Origin of the sequence: Mycobacterium sp. AZCC_0083 (genome assembly GCF_014202335.1) — a bacterium.
In the GTDB taxonomy this organism is placed as follows: Bacteria; Actinomycetota; Actinomycetes; order Mycobacteriales; family Mycobacteriaceae; genus Mycobacterium.
This window is the reverse complement of sequence record NZ_JACHGP010000016.1, coordinates 105,591-121,393: the sequence shown is the minus strand read 5'-3', so window position 1 is coordinate 121,393 and position 15,803 is coordinate 105,591. Positions and strand designations below refer to the sequence as shown.

Here is a 15,803-nt window from a genome sequence, read left to right as displayed (position 1 = left end):
TCACGCTGCGCCAGTAGTTCTTGCCGATCGCGGGTGATCGACTGGTTGTGCAGGAGGTTCAGGGTGTCATCGATGATCGACGGCTGGCCCGCCCCGTTGGCGTCGAGTCGCCCTACGTTGGCCAGCACCGGCCACCAGGTGGTGGATGATCCGGTCCACGGGCGGATCGGCTGGTGCTCAACAGTGCGGAACTGGTGTTCGGTTGATCCGGTGTGCGCCGGCCAGGTTCGGTATCGGCGCGGCGGCTCGGTGTCGGTGGTGTGTGGTTGCATGCTTTTCATGGCAAGCGTGCCTACCGCCTTCATTGCCGCGACCAGCGGTGATGCGGTCGTGGGTGGGCCGCGTCGGCGCGGTAAGTCCAAGGCCCCGAACTTCACCTACGACGGGCCGGTAGCGGTAATCCGCCTGGAACTGGACGCCACCGATGACCTCGTGCGGCGGCGGCTGCAACGGCAGTGGGCGGCGGTGTTTCGGTTGCGGCGGGCGGTGCAGCGTGACGCCGCGGCCCGGTGCGCGGCGTATTGGGCCGCCCACCACGAACGGGCAGCCGATCCGAAAGCGTTGCGGGCGCGGTTGGGGTTGACCCGCAAGGGCATTGAAGCCGCCGCGAAGACGCACATCGAGGCCAGTGGGTGGATGCGTGATCACCTCACCAAAGCGGTGGGTTTGCACGTGGCCGATGAGGTGTGGGAGACGATCGACCGGTATCTGTTCAGCGATTCCTCGGGGCGCCGGTACGGGCCGCCGCGGGTCGGGTCGTGGTGGGATTTCACCCGCATTCCCGGGCGCGCACGGTCGCACACCAAAGACCAGCCGACGTGGGAGACCTACCGCCTGGTGGGCACCTTGGACGGACACCTGACCACCTACCGCCACCCGCAACTGCCCGCAGGGGTGCGCACCGCCCAGCAGGCAGCCACCCGGGCGGTCGGCACCTCGATCCTGGCCCAGCCAGCCCGACTGCAGACGCCCGTACGGCCGGCGAGTAAGTCGTGGTGGCATCACGACGGGGCGCTGGCGGTGGTGTTCACCGGCCTACCCGCCGGTGACCTCGTGCTGCCGGTGCGACTGGCGTCCGGGGCGGGCCACTGGCCACACCTAACCCATTTCCTGGCCGACCCGGCTTTCTGGCACAAGATCGACCTGGTACGGGTGCGTGACCGCAAAGCCCCCGGCGGCTGGCGCTACTACGCACACCTGCTCATCCATGCCGGTGGGTTTCAGTCGCCGTCGACGATCGCACGCCGTGACCGGATTCCCACAGGTCGGCGGGCCGGGGTGGATGCCAACGTGTCCAACCTGGCGATCGCCTCATTCGCCACCGCGCAGCCCGAGCAGGGACTGCTCGTCGATCGGATCGACTGCACCAAGGAGCAGCAGAAGACCGCGATGCGGGCCGCGCAGCGGGCTCGGGCGCGGCAGAAGGCGTTGGATCGCTCGCGGCGCAACACCAACGCAGCCCAATACGGTCCGTCGGCGCGGCAACACCAACGTGCCCAGCGGCGAGCCGCGGAAGGATTGCCCGCCAAGCAGATCGCCACTCCGGGTGGGGCGCGGCACGCCCGCACCGATGGTGTTCCACTGCGGGCGTACCGCCACGACGCACTCTCCCGGCGTTATCAGCGCACACGGTGTGATCACTCCGCCGAATCGCGACGCACCAGTCAAGCCAAACAGGCCCGCGCTACCGAGGTCGCCGCAGCGATCGTGGCCGCCCACGGCAACATCGTCACCGTGGAGGACTGCCGCATCTCTGCCTGGGCGCGGTTGTGGGGCAAACGGATCGCGTTGTTCAGCCCCGGCATGCTCGTGGCCGCACTCGGGCATGAATGCCATGCCACTGGCGGGCGGTTGTATCGTGCCGGCACTCATGGCACCGCGATGTCGCAGCACTGCCTGTGCGGGACACGGGTGTCTAAAGCGTTGAAACAGCGCACCCACGTGTGCCCACATTGCGGGCTGCGCGCCGACCGCGACATCGTCTCCGCGGTATTGGCGGCCTGCGTCGAACTCGCCAACCCCGATGATCCGCGCACCGCGCGGGTCGACTACCGACTTGCCCACGCCCTGCGCGATGGGCTGGCCTCCCAGCAAGAGTGGGAGGGTTCAGTCAACCGGCACCAGCCACCACCATCACCCGATGACGGATCGGCCAGGACCGGCAGCCACCACCAGGCGGTGGCCTCTGCTGAACAAGCAGCACCCGGCACACCCCCGAACAGACCAGCCCAAAAGCCTGGACGTCACGGAACCAGCCGCAAACAACCAGCCCCCAAGCTGATTGGCGCTGCATGACCCACAACGGGTCAACTCTTAGTCCTGCGGCAGGTGCAGTTTGGCGTCCTCGTAGGTCCCCGTCCGCTCGACGTCGTCGCGGGCGTAGACGAGATACAGCACTCCGGTCTTGAAGGCCTGCGAGCTCAACAACCGCAGCGGGATGGTTTCGCCGTCGTCGAAGAGCCGCGCGCCGGTGCGGACGGCGATCGGATGCACGAACAGGTGCAGTTCGTCGAGCAGGCCTGCGGCCAGCAGCTGGCGGACCACCGAAACCGAACCGCTCATCGCGATATCGCCACCCGGCTCGCTCTTCAGCGCACTCACGGCGTCGACGAGGTCGCCGGTGAGCTGTTCGGAGTTTCGCCAATCGAATTCGAGCCGTTGGCGCGACACCACGATCTTGCGTGCATCGCCGAGCTTCTTCGCGAACTCGGCATCCTCGCCGCCGTCGGCCTCGCGGTCCGGCCACGCGCCTGCGAAGCTGTCGTAGGTCTCACGACCCAGCAGGATCGTGTCGGCCGCACCGAGCTGCGCGTCGACGGCTGCGCCCATCTCGTCGTTGAAGTACGGGAAGTGCCACTGGTCGGGCGCCTCGACGACCCCGTCGAGCGAAACGAACATGCCTGCGGTGATTTTCCTCATGGCATACAGACTGCGCGAACCAGGAGAACTCATCGCGGGCCGCAGGCGGGATCTAGAGTGGAGTCAGGCCGTGCTTGCGCAGCACCTTGTGGGGATTCTGCTTGTCCCGCAACAAATTCAGCGACTTACGCAGTAGCAGCCGCGTCTCGTGCGGTTCGATGACGCCATCGATGTAGCCGCGCTCGGCGGCGATCCACGGTGTCGCCAGGTTGAGGTTGTACCCCTCGATGAAGTCGGCGCGGATCTTCTGCACCTCGGGCGCCGTCGGATCGGGGAAGCGTTTCACCAGTAGCTGGGCTGCACCCTCGGCGCCGATCACCGCGATGCGCGCGGTGGGCCACGCGAAGTTCAAGTCCGCGGACAACTGCTTGGAACCCATGACCGCGTAACCGCCGCCGTAGGCCTTGCGCACGACGAAGGTCACCTTCGGCACGTCCGCTTCCACGATGGCGTTGAAGAACCGCCCGCCGCGCTTGATGATGCCGCCCTTCTCCTCGTCAAGACCCGGCATCGCGCCCGGGGTGTCGACGACGAAGACCAGCGGCAGGTTGAACGAGTCGCAGAACCGAATGAAACCGGCTGCCTTGTCGGAGGCCTCGTTGCCAACGGCGCCGGACATGTTCATCGGCTGGTTGGCGATCACCCCGACCGGATGGCCGTCAACCCTGGCGAACGCGGTGATCATGGACGGGCTTCGCTGCTCGGCTATCTCGAAGACGTCACCGTCGTCGAAGATCCGCAGCAGGATCTCGTGCATGTCGTAGGCCTGGTTGTCCGAGTCCGGCACGATCGAGTCGAGCTCGAGATCGGATGGGGTGATCTCGGGCTCGAGGCCGGGATTGACGATCGGCACGGCGTCGAAGTGGTTGGAGGGCAAGAAGCTCAGGTATTCGCGCACGTACTGGTAGGCCGCAGCCTCGGACTCGACCACCTTGTGGATGTTGCCACGCTGCGCCTGCACGTCGGCGCCGCCCAGCTCATCGAAGCTGACGTCCTCACCGGTGACGTCCTTGATCACGTCGGGTCCCGTGATGAACATGTAGCCCTGATCGCGCACCGCGACGATCAGGTCGGTCTGGATCGGCGAATACACCGCTCCGCCAGCGCACTTGCCGAAGACCAACGAGATCTCCGGGACCAAGCCGCGCAACATTTCGTGGCGCCTGCCGAGCTCGGCGTACCAGGCAAGCGACGTCGCCGCATCCTGGATGCGGGCGCCACCGGAGTCGTTGATGCCGATGATCGGGCAGCCGACCATGGCCACCCACTCCATCAGGCGGGCGACCTTGCGTCCGAACATCTCCCCGACCGAACCCTGGAACACCGTCTGGTCGTGGCTGAACACACCGACTGGGCGCCCGTCGATGGTGCCGTGGCCGGTCACCACGCCGTCGCCGAAGAACGCGTTGGGATCACCTGGCGTGCGGGCCAGCGCGCCAATCTCGAGGAAGCTACCCGGATCGAGCAGTTCGTAGATGCGCGCGCGGGCGCTCGGGATGCCCTTCTTGTCGCGACGGGCCTTGGCCTTCTCGTCACCGGGATCCTTGGCCAGCTCCAGCTTCTCGCGGAGTTCGGCGAGCTTCTCTGCAGTGGTGGACGCGTGGTGGGCGGGAGATGTTCCAGCGGTCATTTCATCTCCTGTTCGATCCGGTTGATCGCTTCGCTCATGTGTGCGCCGACCTTGGCAATGTACGGCTCGTCGATGGCCTGGATGTGCTCGCCCCCGATGGGCACCACCTCGAGGTCCTTCGCGAATTCGCCCCAGCCGCCGTCGGGCTTGCGGGTGGCGTACGCGGGCTCGAACGTGATCGCGTCGTCGTGATACCGATCGGCCATGTAGAGCACCACGTGCCCGTCGTACGGCTTGATGTCGACGGTGTCCAAGGCCCGGTTGTCCAGGTACGACGTGCGCTGATGCTCGACGATGCCGCCGGGGATCTGCACGCCGCTCTGGCTGACCATGTCGAGCACGAACTGCACCTGCCCGGCGTCGTCGAGCGTTTCGAGATGGTCGTACGGGATCTCCGGGATGTCGACGTTGAACGTCTTCTCGGCGAACTTCGCGTAGCGATCCCAGCGCTTCCTGGTCTCCTCCTTGGTGTGCAGGATCGGTTCGCCGGGGCGCACGCAGTCGATCAGCCCGACGAACGACACGTCGGCACCTGCGGCCTTGAGTCCGATCGCGCACGCGTAGGACAGCGCACCGCCCAGCGACCAGCCCGCGAGGATGAACGGCTTGCCCTTCTTCCCGTCGGTCCAGCCGTTGAGCTCCAGCAGCTTCGGCACATACACCGCGGCCCGCTCCTCGATGGAGCCCTCGACCCGCTCCAGACCGATCATCGGCGTGGCGGCGGGCAGCCGCTTGAGCAACGGTTCGTAGACGACGGTCGATCCGCCTGCGGCGTGAAACACGTACACCGGGATCTGGTCGTCCAACTCCGCCTTGCGGATGGTCCGCACGAAGCCGTCGAGCTCACCGGCCTCGAGGAACTCGCGCACCGTGGTGGCCAATTCCTCGATGGTCTGCGCCTTCTTGACGTCATCGACCGTGATGGTGCCCTCGGCGCGCTCGGTGAGCCGCTGTGCCATCTTCTGCACGGCCGCGTCGTCGAGTGCCGGCAGCGAGTTGAAGATGCCGCCAGGCGACTTGCCGGTGACGATGGCCCACGTCGCGAACGTCACCCGCTCGGCGGCGTCACGCGGCGGAACGTCGGACTTGAGCGCGTCGGCGACGGCTTGCTGATTGAGCACCCCAGCCACCGCACCCGCCGCGCTGGCCTTGGGACCGGCCGGGTTCGTCGGCGGCGGCGGGATCTCCAGATCGGCTGCAGGAGACTCGACTGATTCAGCAGGCTCGGCCGACTCGGCCGTCTCGGCCGACTTCTGCGCGAGCATCTCCTCGAGTTCGGCCACCGTCGTGGCCCCGCCCATCAACTCGGCCTGCGCGGCGGCGATCTCCTCGTCGGTCTGCGTCTTCTGGACCTCGGCGAGCTGATCGACCTCGTCGCGGTGCTCGATGGCGTAGGTGATCAGCTTCTCGACCGCGTACAGGTTGGCGTCGCGCACGGCGGTCAGCTGGATCGGCGGCAGGTCGAAGTCGTACTCGACCCGGTTCTTGATCCGCACCGCCATCAGCGAGTCGAGGCCCAGCTCGATGAGTGGCACCTCCCACGGCAGGTCCTCGGGCTCGTAGCCCATGGCGCCACCGACGATCGTGCCGAGCCGCTGTCCGATGGTCTCCCCGCCGTCGGGCGACCACTTGGCGAAGCCGGCTGCGAGACCCGCACCGGCGGTGAGGTTGTCGCTCAAAATGGCGGCGTCATCTTCCTCGGCGGGCTCGGGCGCCAGCGCGACCGACCCCACTTCGGTCACGGCCGCGCCGGCACCGACGGCCGTCGGCAGCGTGCTTGCTTGACCAGCGCGCGTCACGATCGCGTCGTACACCAGCGTGAAGGACTCGTCGATGCGGGCGTGCACCTGGACCGTCGCGCCGCCGGGGTGGCGGGTCAGCGTGGTCACCAACCTCGCATTGTCGGCGGGGACTGCACGCTGCTCGAACGCCGTCAGCTTGGCGTCCGGAAGCACCTGTGTCGCAGCGGCTCTCACCAGGGTCGCCAGATCGGTCGCGCCTCGCGGCGCGTACTCCCAGACGTGCCTGCCGTCCGGCGTCGCGACACGACCGCCGGGCAGCACCGCGGCACTGTCTCCGGCGAAGTTCACGTCGAGCCAGTGCGGCTTGCGCTTGAACCGCGTGGGCGGGATCGACGCGTAGTCGCCGCGTACGAAGAGGGTCCGGAAGTCGAGATCGTGACCGTGGACGAACAGCGTCGCCATGGCCGTCGTCATCGAGTCGACCTCGTCCTGCTTGCGGGCCAGCGTCGCGATGAGCTGCGCGTCGTGCAGACCCGCGGACGCCGTCGTCAGGCCAACCTGCATGAGCGCCACTGGATTCGGCGCCAACTCGAGAAACGTGGTGTGCCCGTTGTCGACGGCGTTGCGGATGCCGTGCGTGAAGTACACGCTGTGCCGCAGACCCTTCTTCCAATAGTCGACGTCGTGGATCGGCTCGCCGCCGGGGCGGATGTAGCCGCCCTCGTGGACGGTGGAGAAGTAGGGCGTCTGCAGCGGGCGCGCCTCGATGCCCTGTATCTCGGCAGCGAGTTCACCGAGTAGCGGGTCCATCTGCTGGGTGTGGCTGGCTCCCTTGGTCTGCATCTTGCGGGCGAACCGGCCCTCGGATTCTGCGCGCGCGATGATCGCATCGACCTGATCGGGCGGGCCGCCGATGACTGTCTGGGTAGGTGCCGCGTAGACGCAGACCTCGAGATCCGGGAAGTCCGAGAACACTTCTCTGATCTCCTCGGCCGAGTACTCGACGAGCGCCATGAGGCGGATGTACTCGCCGAACAGCATCGCCTCGCCCTCACCCATGAGGTGGGCGCGCGAGCAGATGGCCCGGGTCGCGTCCTCCAGCGAGAGGCCGCCGGAGAAGTACGCCGCGGCGGCCTCACCGAGCGACTGTCCAACCAGCGCACCGGGTTTCGCGCCGTGCGCCTTGAGCAGCTCACCGAGTGCGATCTGCAGGGCAAAGATCACCGTCTGGACGACCTCGATGGGGTATTCGCAGGTCTCGTTGGTGTAATCGATCGCGTCATCGAGGATGAGCTCGACGACGGAGTAGCCGCGCTCGTCCTGGATGTGGGCGTCCACCTTGTTGATCCACTCGGCGAACGTCGCGTCCCGCAGGTACAGACTCTTGCCCATCTTGCGGTGCTGGGCACCGAAACCGGCCAGCACCCAGACGGGTCCATTGGTGACGGGGCCATCGGCGGAGATGACGATCGGGTTCGGCTTGCCGTCCGCGATGGCGCGCAGACCCTTGACCGCCTCCGCGTGGTCGTGCGCGAGAACCACTGCGCGCGAACGGCCGTGGTTGCGGCGCGACAGCGAGCGGCCGATGGCCTCTAGCGACGTACCCTGACCAGCCGGGCTCTCGATCCAGTCGGCGAGTTCAGTGGCCGTCGCGCGCTTGCGCGACGTGAGGAAGCCCGACACCGCAAGCGGCACGATCGGTTTGGTGGGTTCAGCGGCTTCCGCGGCCGCGAACTCCTCGCGCGCGACCTCCAGGAGCCGCAACGCCTCGTCGGTCAGCCCCGGCAGCTCCGGCTCCGCGTCCACCGCGGAGGCAGGCACGTCGAGAACATCGTCATCGTCGTCATCATCGAAGCCTGATTCTCTTCGCGCAAGCGGCTCATCGACGAACTCGCCGTACTCGTCCATCCGTACGCCACCGACGTAGACGGCGCCGGCATCCGACTTCGCCTGCTCGGCAACGGCTTCGACCTTCGGGTCCGGCTCGATCAGATCGGTCGGCAGCACCTGACGCAGCACGAGGTGCGCGTTCGCGCCGCCGAAGCCGAATCCCGAGACACCGGCGATCGCGTAACCGCTGTAGCGCGGCCATTCGGAGACCGTGTCGTTGACCTTGAGGTGTTCCCTCTCGAAGTCGATGTACGGGTTGGGCCCGGTGTAGTTGATCGACGGCGGCAGCTTGTCGTACTTGAGTGCGAGTGCCACCTTGGCCAGGCTCGCCGCGCCGGCTGCCGATTCCAGGTGGCCCACATTGGATTTCACCGCGCCCAACAGCGCCGGCTTGTCTTCGCTACGACCGCGGCCGATCACCCGGCCCAGCGCGTCGGCCTCGATCGGGTCACCGAGGATGGTGCCGGTGCCGTGCGCCTCGACGTAGTCGACGGACTTCGGATCGATACCGGCGTCCTTGTATGCCTTGCGAAGCACCTCGGCCTGCGCATCGGGGTTCGGCGCGAGCATGCCGTTGGAGCGGCCGTCGTGGTTGACCGCACCTCCCGCGATGACGGCCAGAATGTCGTCGCCGTCGCGGCGGGCGTCTTCGAGGCGCTTGAGCACCACCATGCCGCCGCCCTCCGAGCGGGCGTAGCCGTCGGCGTCCTGCGAGAACGACTTGATCCGGCCATCGGGTGCAAGCACTCCGCCGACCTCGTCGAAGCCGAGCGTCACCAGCGGCGTGATCAGCGCGTTGACGCCGCCGGCCAGCACGACGTCGGCATCGCCGGCGCGCAGTGCCTTGATGCCCTCGTTGACGGCCACCAGCGACGACGAGCACGCGGTGTCGATGGCCATCGACGGTCCGCGGAAGTCGAAGAAGTACGACACCCGGTTGGCGATGACTGCGCTCGAGTTGCCGGTGATGGCATAGGGGTGGGCGACCGACGGGTCGGCAACCGACATGAACATGTAGTCGTTGACGGAGCTGCCGATGAACACACCGACGTTCTCACCGCGCAGGCTCGATGCGGGAATCCTGGCGTGCTCCAACGCTTCCCAAGAAAGCTCGAGTGCCATCCGCTGCTGCGGATCGATGTTGTCGGCTTCCATCTTCGACAGCGCGAAGAACTCGGCGTCGAAGCCCTTGATGTCCGTCAGGTAGCCGCCGCGAGTGCGCGCCTTGGCGACGCGCTCGGCGATGCGCGGTTCGCTGGTGAACTCCGACCACCGGCCCTCTGGCAGGTCGGTGATGGCGTCGCGGCCCTCGAGCAGCGCCTGCCACATCTCGTCGGGCGTGTTCATGTCGCCGGGGAAGCGGGTGCCGACGCCGATGATCGCGATGTTGGCGCGGCCCTCGTCGACCTGGCGCGACCAGTCCTCGTCGCCGGCGTCCTCTCGTTCGGGCTCGCCCTCGACGATCACGGTCGCGAGCGACTCGATGGTCGGGTGCCGGAAAGCCATGGTCGCCGTCACGACGACCCCGGTGTAGTCCTCGATGTCGCTGGCCATCGCCACGGCGTCACGGGAGGCCATGCCCAGCTCGATCAGCGGCGCGGACTCGTTGACGGAGTCCGGCGACGTATTCGTCGCGTTGGCGACCCAGTTGCGCATCCACTCACGCAGCTCGGGCACCGAGACGTGGGTACGCGGCTCCGGCCGATCCTCGGCGGGCGATTGCGAATTGTCTTGTGCGTCAGTCATGTTCACCGTGCTCACTGTTCATCTTCGCCGCCAAGCCGGCCTGGACAACGGGCCGGGTATTGCGCGATCAGTCGGTCTGATCGGGGTAGTCGTTGGACACCTTGCCGCTGCGCAGGCTGCCGTCGAGGTAGCCGGCGCGGCAGGCACTGCGGCCGATCTTGCCGCTGGAGGTCCGCGGGATCGCCCCTGCAGAGGTGAGGAGCACGTCGCGCACGGTGACACCGTGTCGCACGGCGATCGCGGCCCGGATGTCGTCGGTGATCGGTTGCTGATCGAGCTTGTGTGCACCGGCGGCGCGCTCGCCGACGATGACCAGCTGCTCGGAGGTGTCGTCCGGGTCGAACTTCAAGCCCGAGTGCGCACTCTCGAAGACCTCGCGCGGCAGCTGGTTGGCAGGCACCGAGAACGCGGCGACGTAGCCGACGCGCAGTGCCTTGCTGGCCTCCTGCGCGGAGTACTCCAGGTCCTGGGGATAGTGGTTGCGTCCGTCGATGATCACCAGGTCCTTGACGCGGCCGGTGATGTACAGATCGCCGTCGTGGAAGGCGCCGTAGTCGCCGGTGCGCACCCACAGACCGTCGTCGGGAACGCCTTCGGCGTGCGACGTCTCGATCCGCGACTTCAGGATGTTCTGGAAGGTCGCCGCCGTCTCGTCGGGCTTGCCGTAGTACCCGGTGCCCATGTTCTGGCCGTTCATCCAGATCTCGCCGATCTGGCCGTCGGGCAGCTCGGTGGCCGTCTCGTTGTCGACGATGGTGACCCAGACGGCGACGCCGACCCGGCCCGCGGACGCCTGGGCGACGGCAGATGGCGAGTCCTCCGCCACCTCGACGAACTGGTGCTTGTTGAGCGCGTTGCGGTCGACGTAGACGATCTTCGGTGGCTCGTCGACTGGGGTGGCCGACACGAAGAGGGTCGCCTCGGCCAGACCGTAGGACGGCTTGATCGCCTCGGGCTTGAACCCGTACTCCGCGAACGCCTCGTTGAACCTGCGTACCGTCGCGGCCGAGATCGGCTCGCTGCCGTTGAGGACGGCCTTCACGTTCGACAGGTCCAGCGGCGGCTCGCCCTCCTTGGGCAGACCGCGCGCCGCGGCGTGGTCGAAGGCGAAGTTCGGCGCCACCGAGATGACTCCGCCGGTTTCGCCTTCCTTGCGCGCCATCTCCCGGATCCAGCGACCGGGCCTGCGGACGAAGGCGGCCGGGGTCATGAACACCACGTAGTGGCCGATCATCGGCGACACCATGGCGGTGATCAGACCCATGTCGTGGAAGAACGGCAGCCAGGACACGCCGCGGTCGCCTTCTTCGCCGCCGATCGCCTCGATCACCTGCACCACGTTGGTGGCCAGGTTCAGGTGGGTGATCTGCACGCCGGTCGGGGTGCGCGTCGAGCCCGACGTGTACTGCAGGTAGGCGATCGTGTCGAAGTCGACGTCGACCTGCTCCCAGGTGACGGCGACCTCGTCGGGCACCGCGTCGACGGCGATGACGCGGGGACGTTCGTTGGCGGGCCTGCTGCGGAAGAACTTCCGCACGCCCTCGGCGGATGCCGTGGTGGTCAGGATCGCGGACGGCTTGCAGTCATCCAGGACGGAGTGCAGACGACCGACGTGGCCGGGCTCGGCCGGGTCGAACAGCGGGACCGCGATCCTGCCTGCGTACAGCGTGCCGAAGAACGCGATGAGGTATTCGAGATTCTGCGGGCACAGGATCGCAACGCGATCGCCAGGCTGCGTGACCTGCTGCAGACGTGCGGCCAGCGCCTTGTTCCTGAGGCTGAACTGCGCCCACTTCAGATCGCGCTCGACGCCGTCGCGCTCGGTGGAGAAGTCGATGAAACGGTAGGCGAGGTTGTCGCCGCGGACCTTGGCCCACTTCTCGACGTGTCGCACCACGCTGCCGTTGTCGGGAAACCGGATCTGACCGTCCTTCAGGAACGGGTTGTGGAATCCCATTTCATTCTCCTGTCAAAGCTGTTTCGAGGCCCGTTCGCCACCGGGCTTCTTGCGCACGGGGTGTCCGGGCCGACGCGTCGTCGGCCGTCCGCCGGTACGTCAAACCCCGAGAATCGTACCGGGGTGTTGGCGCTGGCCACGGGACGCCTGTTCGAGTGTCCTCGCGTCGATGCCCGAACCCTACTCTTACGTTTCTCTTAATGTTAGGCGAGCTCAGGGCCTGGGCCAAATCGTTGGCGGGATCTTTACTCAACCGTGTTTCGGGTGCGGTGCGTTGTCGATCAGCCCCTGAGCCCACCCCAGCGTCCACTGGGTGGAGGTCTTGCCGTCCAGGCTCCAGAACTCCGGGGTGTTGTACAGCGCGTGGACCGGCTGGCCGGCGCCACCGCTGAGCACCTCGAGCGTCTGCGGGAGGTTCACGATGGAGAACGCCGACTCGGGTGCGGCGCAGATCAAGTCACCCGCCCCGCAGATCTGGTTGGTGCGATCGTTCAACGTGCCGAAGCCGCCGGGCCGCGCACCGGTCATGGTCAGTCCCAGCGACGACAGCACCGGCACCTCGGCCAGCGTGATCTCGGCGCCCTGTCCCTTGGGGTTGGGGCCGATGTCCTGGCCGACGGTGTCCTGCCTGCGGCCGTCGGCGATCAGCGTCACACCGAGCACCAGGTCGGCGTCGACGGGCCCGCGGCCGTTGCCGATGTCGCTGGCGATGTCCCCGGCGATCACCGCACCCTGCGAGAAGCCGACGATCACGTAACTGGTCAGCGGGCAGTCGGCGTTCATCTTGGTCAGCGCAGCGAGGGCGGCACGCATGCCCTCGGCGCGGCTGTCGTTGTAGGACATCTGCTTGTCCGCCGAGAACGGATTGTGGAACTGCGCGGTGTACGGAACCGTGTACTCGCCGACGCGGTCGGCGCCGAACGCACCCCGAATCGGGTTGGTCACGTTGAGCAGCAGCGCAATCGGGAACTGCGTCGGGTTCAGCGGATCGAGTTGCGGCGACGACTCCCACGTCCCTGGGATCGACAGCAGCTGGACGTCGGGGCAGCTGGCGTCCTGGGACTCCGGCCGCGGCTTGGACGACGTCGGAGGAACCCCGGTCGGCGGGATGGCGCCGCTGCTGGGCGGCAACGCAGTCGGCGGGGTGTCGGGCTGGCGCAGCCAGACCACCACTGCGGCGACGACGACGGCGACCAGCACGGCAACGGCCCCGGCTGCGGCCAGGGCAAGGATGCGGTGACGCTTGCGTCGGGTGGTGGGCATGTTCTCCTGCTAGCAGAGTCGTTCGGTTGCGATGCGAATGTAGTCGGCGGTGACCGAGTTGACCTGACCGGCGGGGGGCGCTTGCGCACTGAGGTGCGAATCGCGGACGTCGCTGCGCACCATCGGCATCACGAAGTCCCACACCGCTTGGTCGCTGTGGTTGGCCGCGCGGGCCTGGCACACGTACGAGCCGATGCTCAATGCCACCAGTTCGCTGGACGGATGCACGCCTGCCGCGGTGAGCGCTTCGAGGTACGCCCGCTGCTTGGGCGTCTCCTGCACGGCACCGGACATTCCGCCGTCCTGTTCGGGCTGCTGCGCGACGATCAGCGCCCCCGAACCCGCAGGAGCGGTCTCCGAGGTCGGCATTCCCATCGTGGCAATCACCCCATCGGTCATACCGCAGCCACTTACCAGCAACGCGGCGCAGGCGACGGTGCCCAGCGCGCGCGAACGGGGTTGCCCCTTTGCTAGACCGGTTACCGGCGCAGGCGTGTGTTGCACGCCTCCAAGGTACCGGCTGGCCGGAGCGGCCCGTTCGCGGTGTTTGCCGGAGCGGTCGACTACTTGATCGCCGCGGAGAGGTCGCCTGACATCGCCGCCAGCTGCGGACCCCATGTACCCCAGTCGTGCTGACCGCCGGTCGGGAAGTCGAAGTGCCCGTTGTGGCCGCCCACGGAGCGGTAGTGCGAGTAGAACGTGCGGTTGCTGCCGGATGCCTGATCGCAGTATCCGATCATCGCAGCCGGGTCGCTGCACGTCAGGGTCGCCGGGCTGAACACCCACAGCCGGGTGTTGTTGTCCGACAACAGCTGGACGTGCACGTCGGGGTCGTGCCACTTCCACCGGCCCAGCTGTGGCAAACCCCACATGTTGCGGGTGTCCACGCCACCGAACTGAGCAAGGCCCGCAGTGATGGCGCCATTCAGCGCAGTCTGCGACGGGGTGAGGAAGCCCGACAGCGAGCCGGCATACCGGTACCGGTCGGGGTGGAACGCGGCCATCATCAGGGCGCCGGTACCACCCTGGGCGGCGCCGACGATGCCGTGCCCGCCGGGCGCAAGGCCCTTGTTGGCAGCCAGCCAGTCCGGCAGCTCACTGGACAGGAAGGTCTCCCACTGCCGACCGCCGTCCTGCTCCCAGTCTGTATAGAGGCTCCACGCGCCGCTGGCGGGAGCGGCAACGGAGACACCCTTTCCTGCGAGCGTGTTCATCGCGTTGCCCGCCGTCACCCAGTTGCTGACGTCGGGGGCGGCGTTGAACGCATCGAGCAGGACGACCGCGTGCGGCCCGCCTGCCTGGAACGCCACCGGGATGTCGCGTCCCATCGCGGCCGAGGGCACCATCAGGTACTCGACGGCTGCAGCCTTCGCGAGGGTCGGACTCACCGCCCACAGCCCCGTGGCCAGCGCCACCACGCACATCGCTCGAAACAGCACCGAGAGCAGCCTCATACCCACCTCTGTTTGGTCGCCACGTATCGCCTATGGGTCCCCCGCAGGCCCGTTGTAGTGAATCACATCACGACGACGGGCGGCACGATAAACGAACGACGGCGACGACCCGCTGGGGTCGCCGCCGTCGGCGTTCGATCTAGCCGTTCCTAGCCGCCAGAGGTGGCAGCCGCCTGCTGAGTGGCGGGCACCGCGCTGGGGTCACCCGGCGTCGCGCCAAGCACCCGCTGGATGTCCGGCTTCATCTGCTGCAACTGGGAGCCCCAGTAGCCCCAGCTGTGCGTGCCGTTCTGCGGGAAGTTGAACACGGCGTTCTTGCCGCCCGCAGCGATGTAGTTCGTCTGGAAGGTCTTGTTCGTCCGCAGCGTGAACCCCTCGAGGAACTTCGCGTTGAACAGGTTGAACCCGTTGGTGCCCGCGTCGAGGTCCGACGGGGTGCCGTCACCGCAGTAGATCCACATGCGGGTGTTGTTGGCGACCAGCGAGCTCAGGTTGACCATCGGGTCGTTGCGCTTCCACGCGGGATCGCTCGACTCGCCCCACATGTCCTTGGACTTGAAGCCGCCCGCGTCACCCATCGAGGTGCCGACCAGCATGGGCCACCAGCCCTCGGAGAGGTTGAGGAAGCCCGAAAGCGATGCCGCGTACGGGAACTGGTCCGGGTGGTAGATCGCCAGGGTCAGCGCGGCCGAACCGGCCATCGACAGACCGACTGCTGCGCTACCGGTCGGCTTCACCTGCTTCTGCGCCGCCAGGTAGGCGGGCAGCTCCTGGGTGAGGAACGTTTCCCACTTGTAGGTCTGGCATGCACCGGTCTTACTGCAAGCCGGTGAGTACCAGTCGCTGTAGAAGCTGGACTGTCCACCGACGGGCATCACAACGGAGAGGCCGGACTGGTAGTACCACTCGAAGGCGGGGGTGTTGATGTCCCAGCCGTTGAAATCGTCCTGAGCGCGAAGGCCGTCCAGCAGATACACGGCAGGCGAGTTCGGGCCACCGCTCTGGAACTGGATCTTGATGTCGTGCCCCATGCCAGCCGACGGGACCTCGAGGTACTCGACCGGCAGACCCGGTCGGGAGAATGCGCCAGCAGTCGCCGCGCCGCCGACGACGCCAACCAGTCCGGGCAGCGCTACCGCTGCCAGGGCCGCGACCGCAAAGCGGCGCGCCATCTTTCCAACGAAACTCATGCTTCTACATAT

General features: G+C 67.2%; 9 protein-coding genes. 1 reads left to right on the top strand and 8 read right to left on the bottom strand.

The window, feature by feature from the left end:
- Window positions 1-279 precede the first annotated feature (279 nt).
- Window positions 280-2,295, top strand: coding sequence for a transposase (locus HNP02_RS32485; RefSeq protein ID WP_255507207.1), 2,016 nt, complete (start codon window positions 280-282; stop codon window positions 2,293-2,295).
- Between the two features lie 18 nt (window positions 2,296-2,313).
- Here the strand turns inward: HNP02_RS32485 and HNP02_RS32480 are convergent, their stop codons facing one another.
- From HNP02_RS32480 to HNP02_RS32445, 8 genes are all read right to left on the bottom strand, one after another.
- Window positions 2,314-2,919 (bottom strand): dihydrofolate reductase family protein, encoded by a 606-nt coding sequence (locus HNP02_RS32480; RefSeq protein WP_184444767.1) that lies wholly within the window; start codon window positions 2,917-2,919, stop codon window positions 2,314-2,316.
- Between the two features lie 52 nt (window positions 2,920-2,971).
- Window positions 2,972-4,549 (bottom strand): acyl-CoA carboxylase subunit beta, encoded by a 1,578-nt coding sequence (locus tag HNP02_RS32475; protein WP_184444766.1) that lies wholly within the window; start codon window positions 4,547-4,549, stop codon window positions 2,972-2,974.
- Complete coding sequence (gene pks13 / locus HNP02_RS32470; RefSeq protein ID WP_184444765.1) at window positions 4,546-9,927, bottom strand: polyketide synthase Pks13; 5,382 nt, start codon at window positions 9,925-9,927, stop codon at window positions 4,546-4,548. The genes HNP02_RS32475 and pks13 overlap by 4 nt, the downstream gene beginning before the upstream one ends.
- A 67-nt stretch (window positions 9,928-9,994) precedes the next feature.
- Window positions 9,995-11,884 carry a long-chain-fatty-acid--AMP ligase FadD32 gene (gene fadD32 / locus HNP02_RS32465; protein WP_184444764.1) on the bottom strand — a complete coding sequence of 630 codons (1,890 nt, stop codon included), beginning with the start codon at window positions 11,882-11,884 and terminating at the stop codon, window positions 9,995-9,997.
- A gap of 249 nt (window positions 11,885-12,133) precedes the next feature.
- Window positions 12,134-13,147 (bottom strand): cutinase family protein, encoded by a 1,014-nt coding sequence (locus HNP02_RS32460; RefSeq protein ID WP_184444763.1) that lies wholly within the window; start codon window positions 13,145-13,147, stop codon window positions 12,134-12,136.
- A 9-nt stretch (window positions 13,148-13,156) separates the two neighbouring features.
- Window positions 13,157-13,546, bottom strand: a complete 390-nt coding sequence (locus HNP02_RS32455) for a DUF732 domain-containing protein (protein WP_255507206.1) — start codon at window positions 13,544-13,546, stop codon at window positions 13,157-13,159.
- Between the two features lie 164 nt (window positions 13,547-13,710).
- Entirely contained in the window at window positions 13,711-14,601 is an 891-nt protein-coding gene (locus tag HNP02_RS32450) for an alpha/beta hydrolase-fold protein (RefSeq protein WP_184444762.1), read from the bottom strand.
- A gap of 149 nt (window positions 14,602-14,750) precedes the next feature.
- Window positions 14,751-15,791: an esterase family protein gene (locus tag HNP02_RS32445; protein ID WP_184444761.1), complete on the bottom strand. Its 1,041-nt coding sequence runs from the start codon at window positions 15,789-15,791 to the stop codon at window positions 14,751-14,753.
- Window positions 15,792-15,803 lie beyond the last annotated feature (12 nt).

What these genes read in the sequence shown, in the direction of transcription:
- HNP02_RS32455 (WP_255507206.1), bottom strand. Translation starts at nt 13,546, where the DNA reads ATGACCGATGGGGTGATTGCCACGATGGGAATGCCGACCTCGGAGACC.
- HNP02_RS32480 (WP_184444767.1), bottom strand. Translation starts at nt 2,919, where the DNA reads ATGAGGAAAATCACCGCAGGCATGTTCGTTTCGCTCGACGGGGTCGTC.
- HNP02_RS32485 (WP_255507207.1), top strand. Translation starts at nt 280, where the DNA reads ATGGCAAGCGTGCCTACCGCCTTCATTGCCGCGACCAGCGGTGATGCG.
- pks13 (WP_184444765.1), bottom strand. Translation starts at nt 9,927, where the DNA reads ATGACTGACGCACAAGACAATTCGCAATCGCCCGCCGAGGATCGGCCG.
- HNP02_RS32460 (WP_184444763.1), bottom strand. Translation starts at nt 13,147, where the DNA reads ATGCCCACCACCCGACGCAAGCGTCACCGCATCCTTGCCCTGGCCGCA.
- HNP02_RS32475 (WP_184444766.1), bottom strand. Translation starts at nt 4,549, where the DNA reads ATGACCGCTGGAACATCTCCCGCCCACCACGCGTCCACCACTGCAGAG.
- HNP02_RS32445 (WP_184444761.1), bottom strand. Translation starts at nt 15,791, where the DNA reads ATGAGTTTCGTTGGAAAGATGGCGCGCCGCTTTGCGGTCGCGGCCCTG.
- fadD32 (WP_184444764.1), bottom strand. Translation starts at nt 11,884, where the DNA reads ATGGGATTCCACAACCCGTTCCTGAAGGACGGTCAGATCCGGTTTCCC.
- HNP02_RS32450 (WP_184444762.1), bottom strand. Translation starts at nt 14,601, where the DNA reads ATGAGGCTGCTCTCGGTGCTGTTTCGAGCGATGTGCGTGGTGGCGCTG.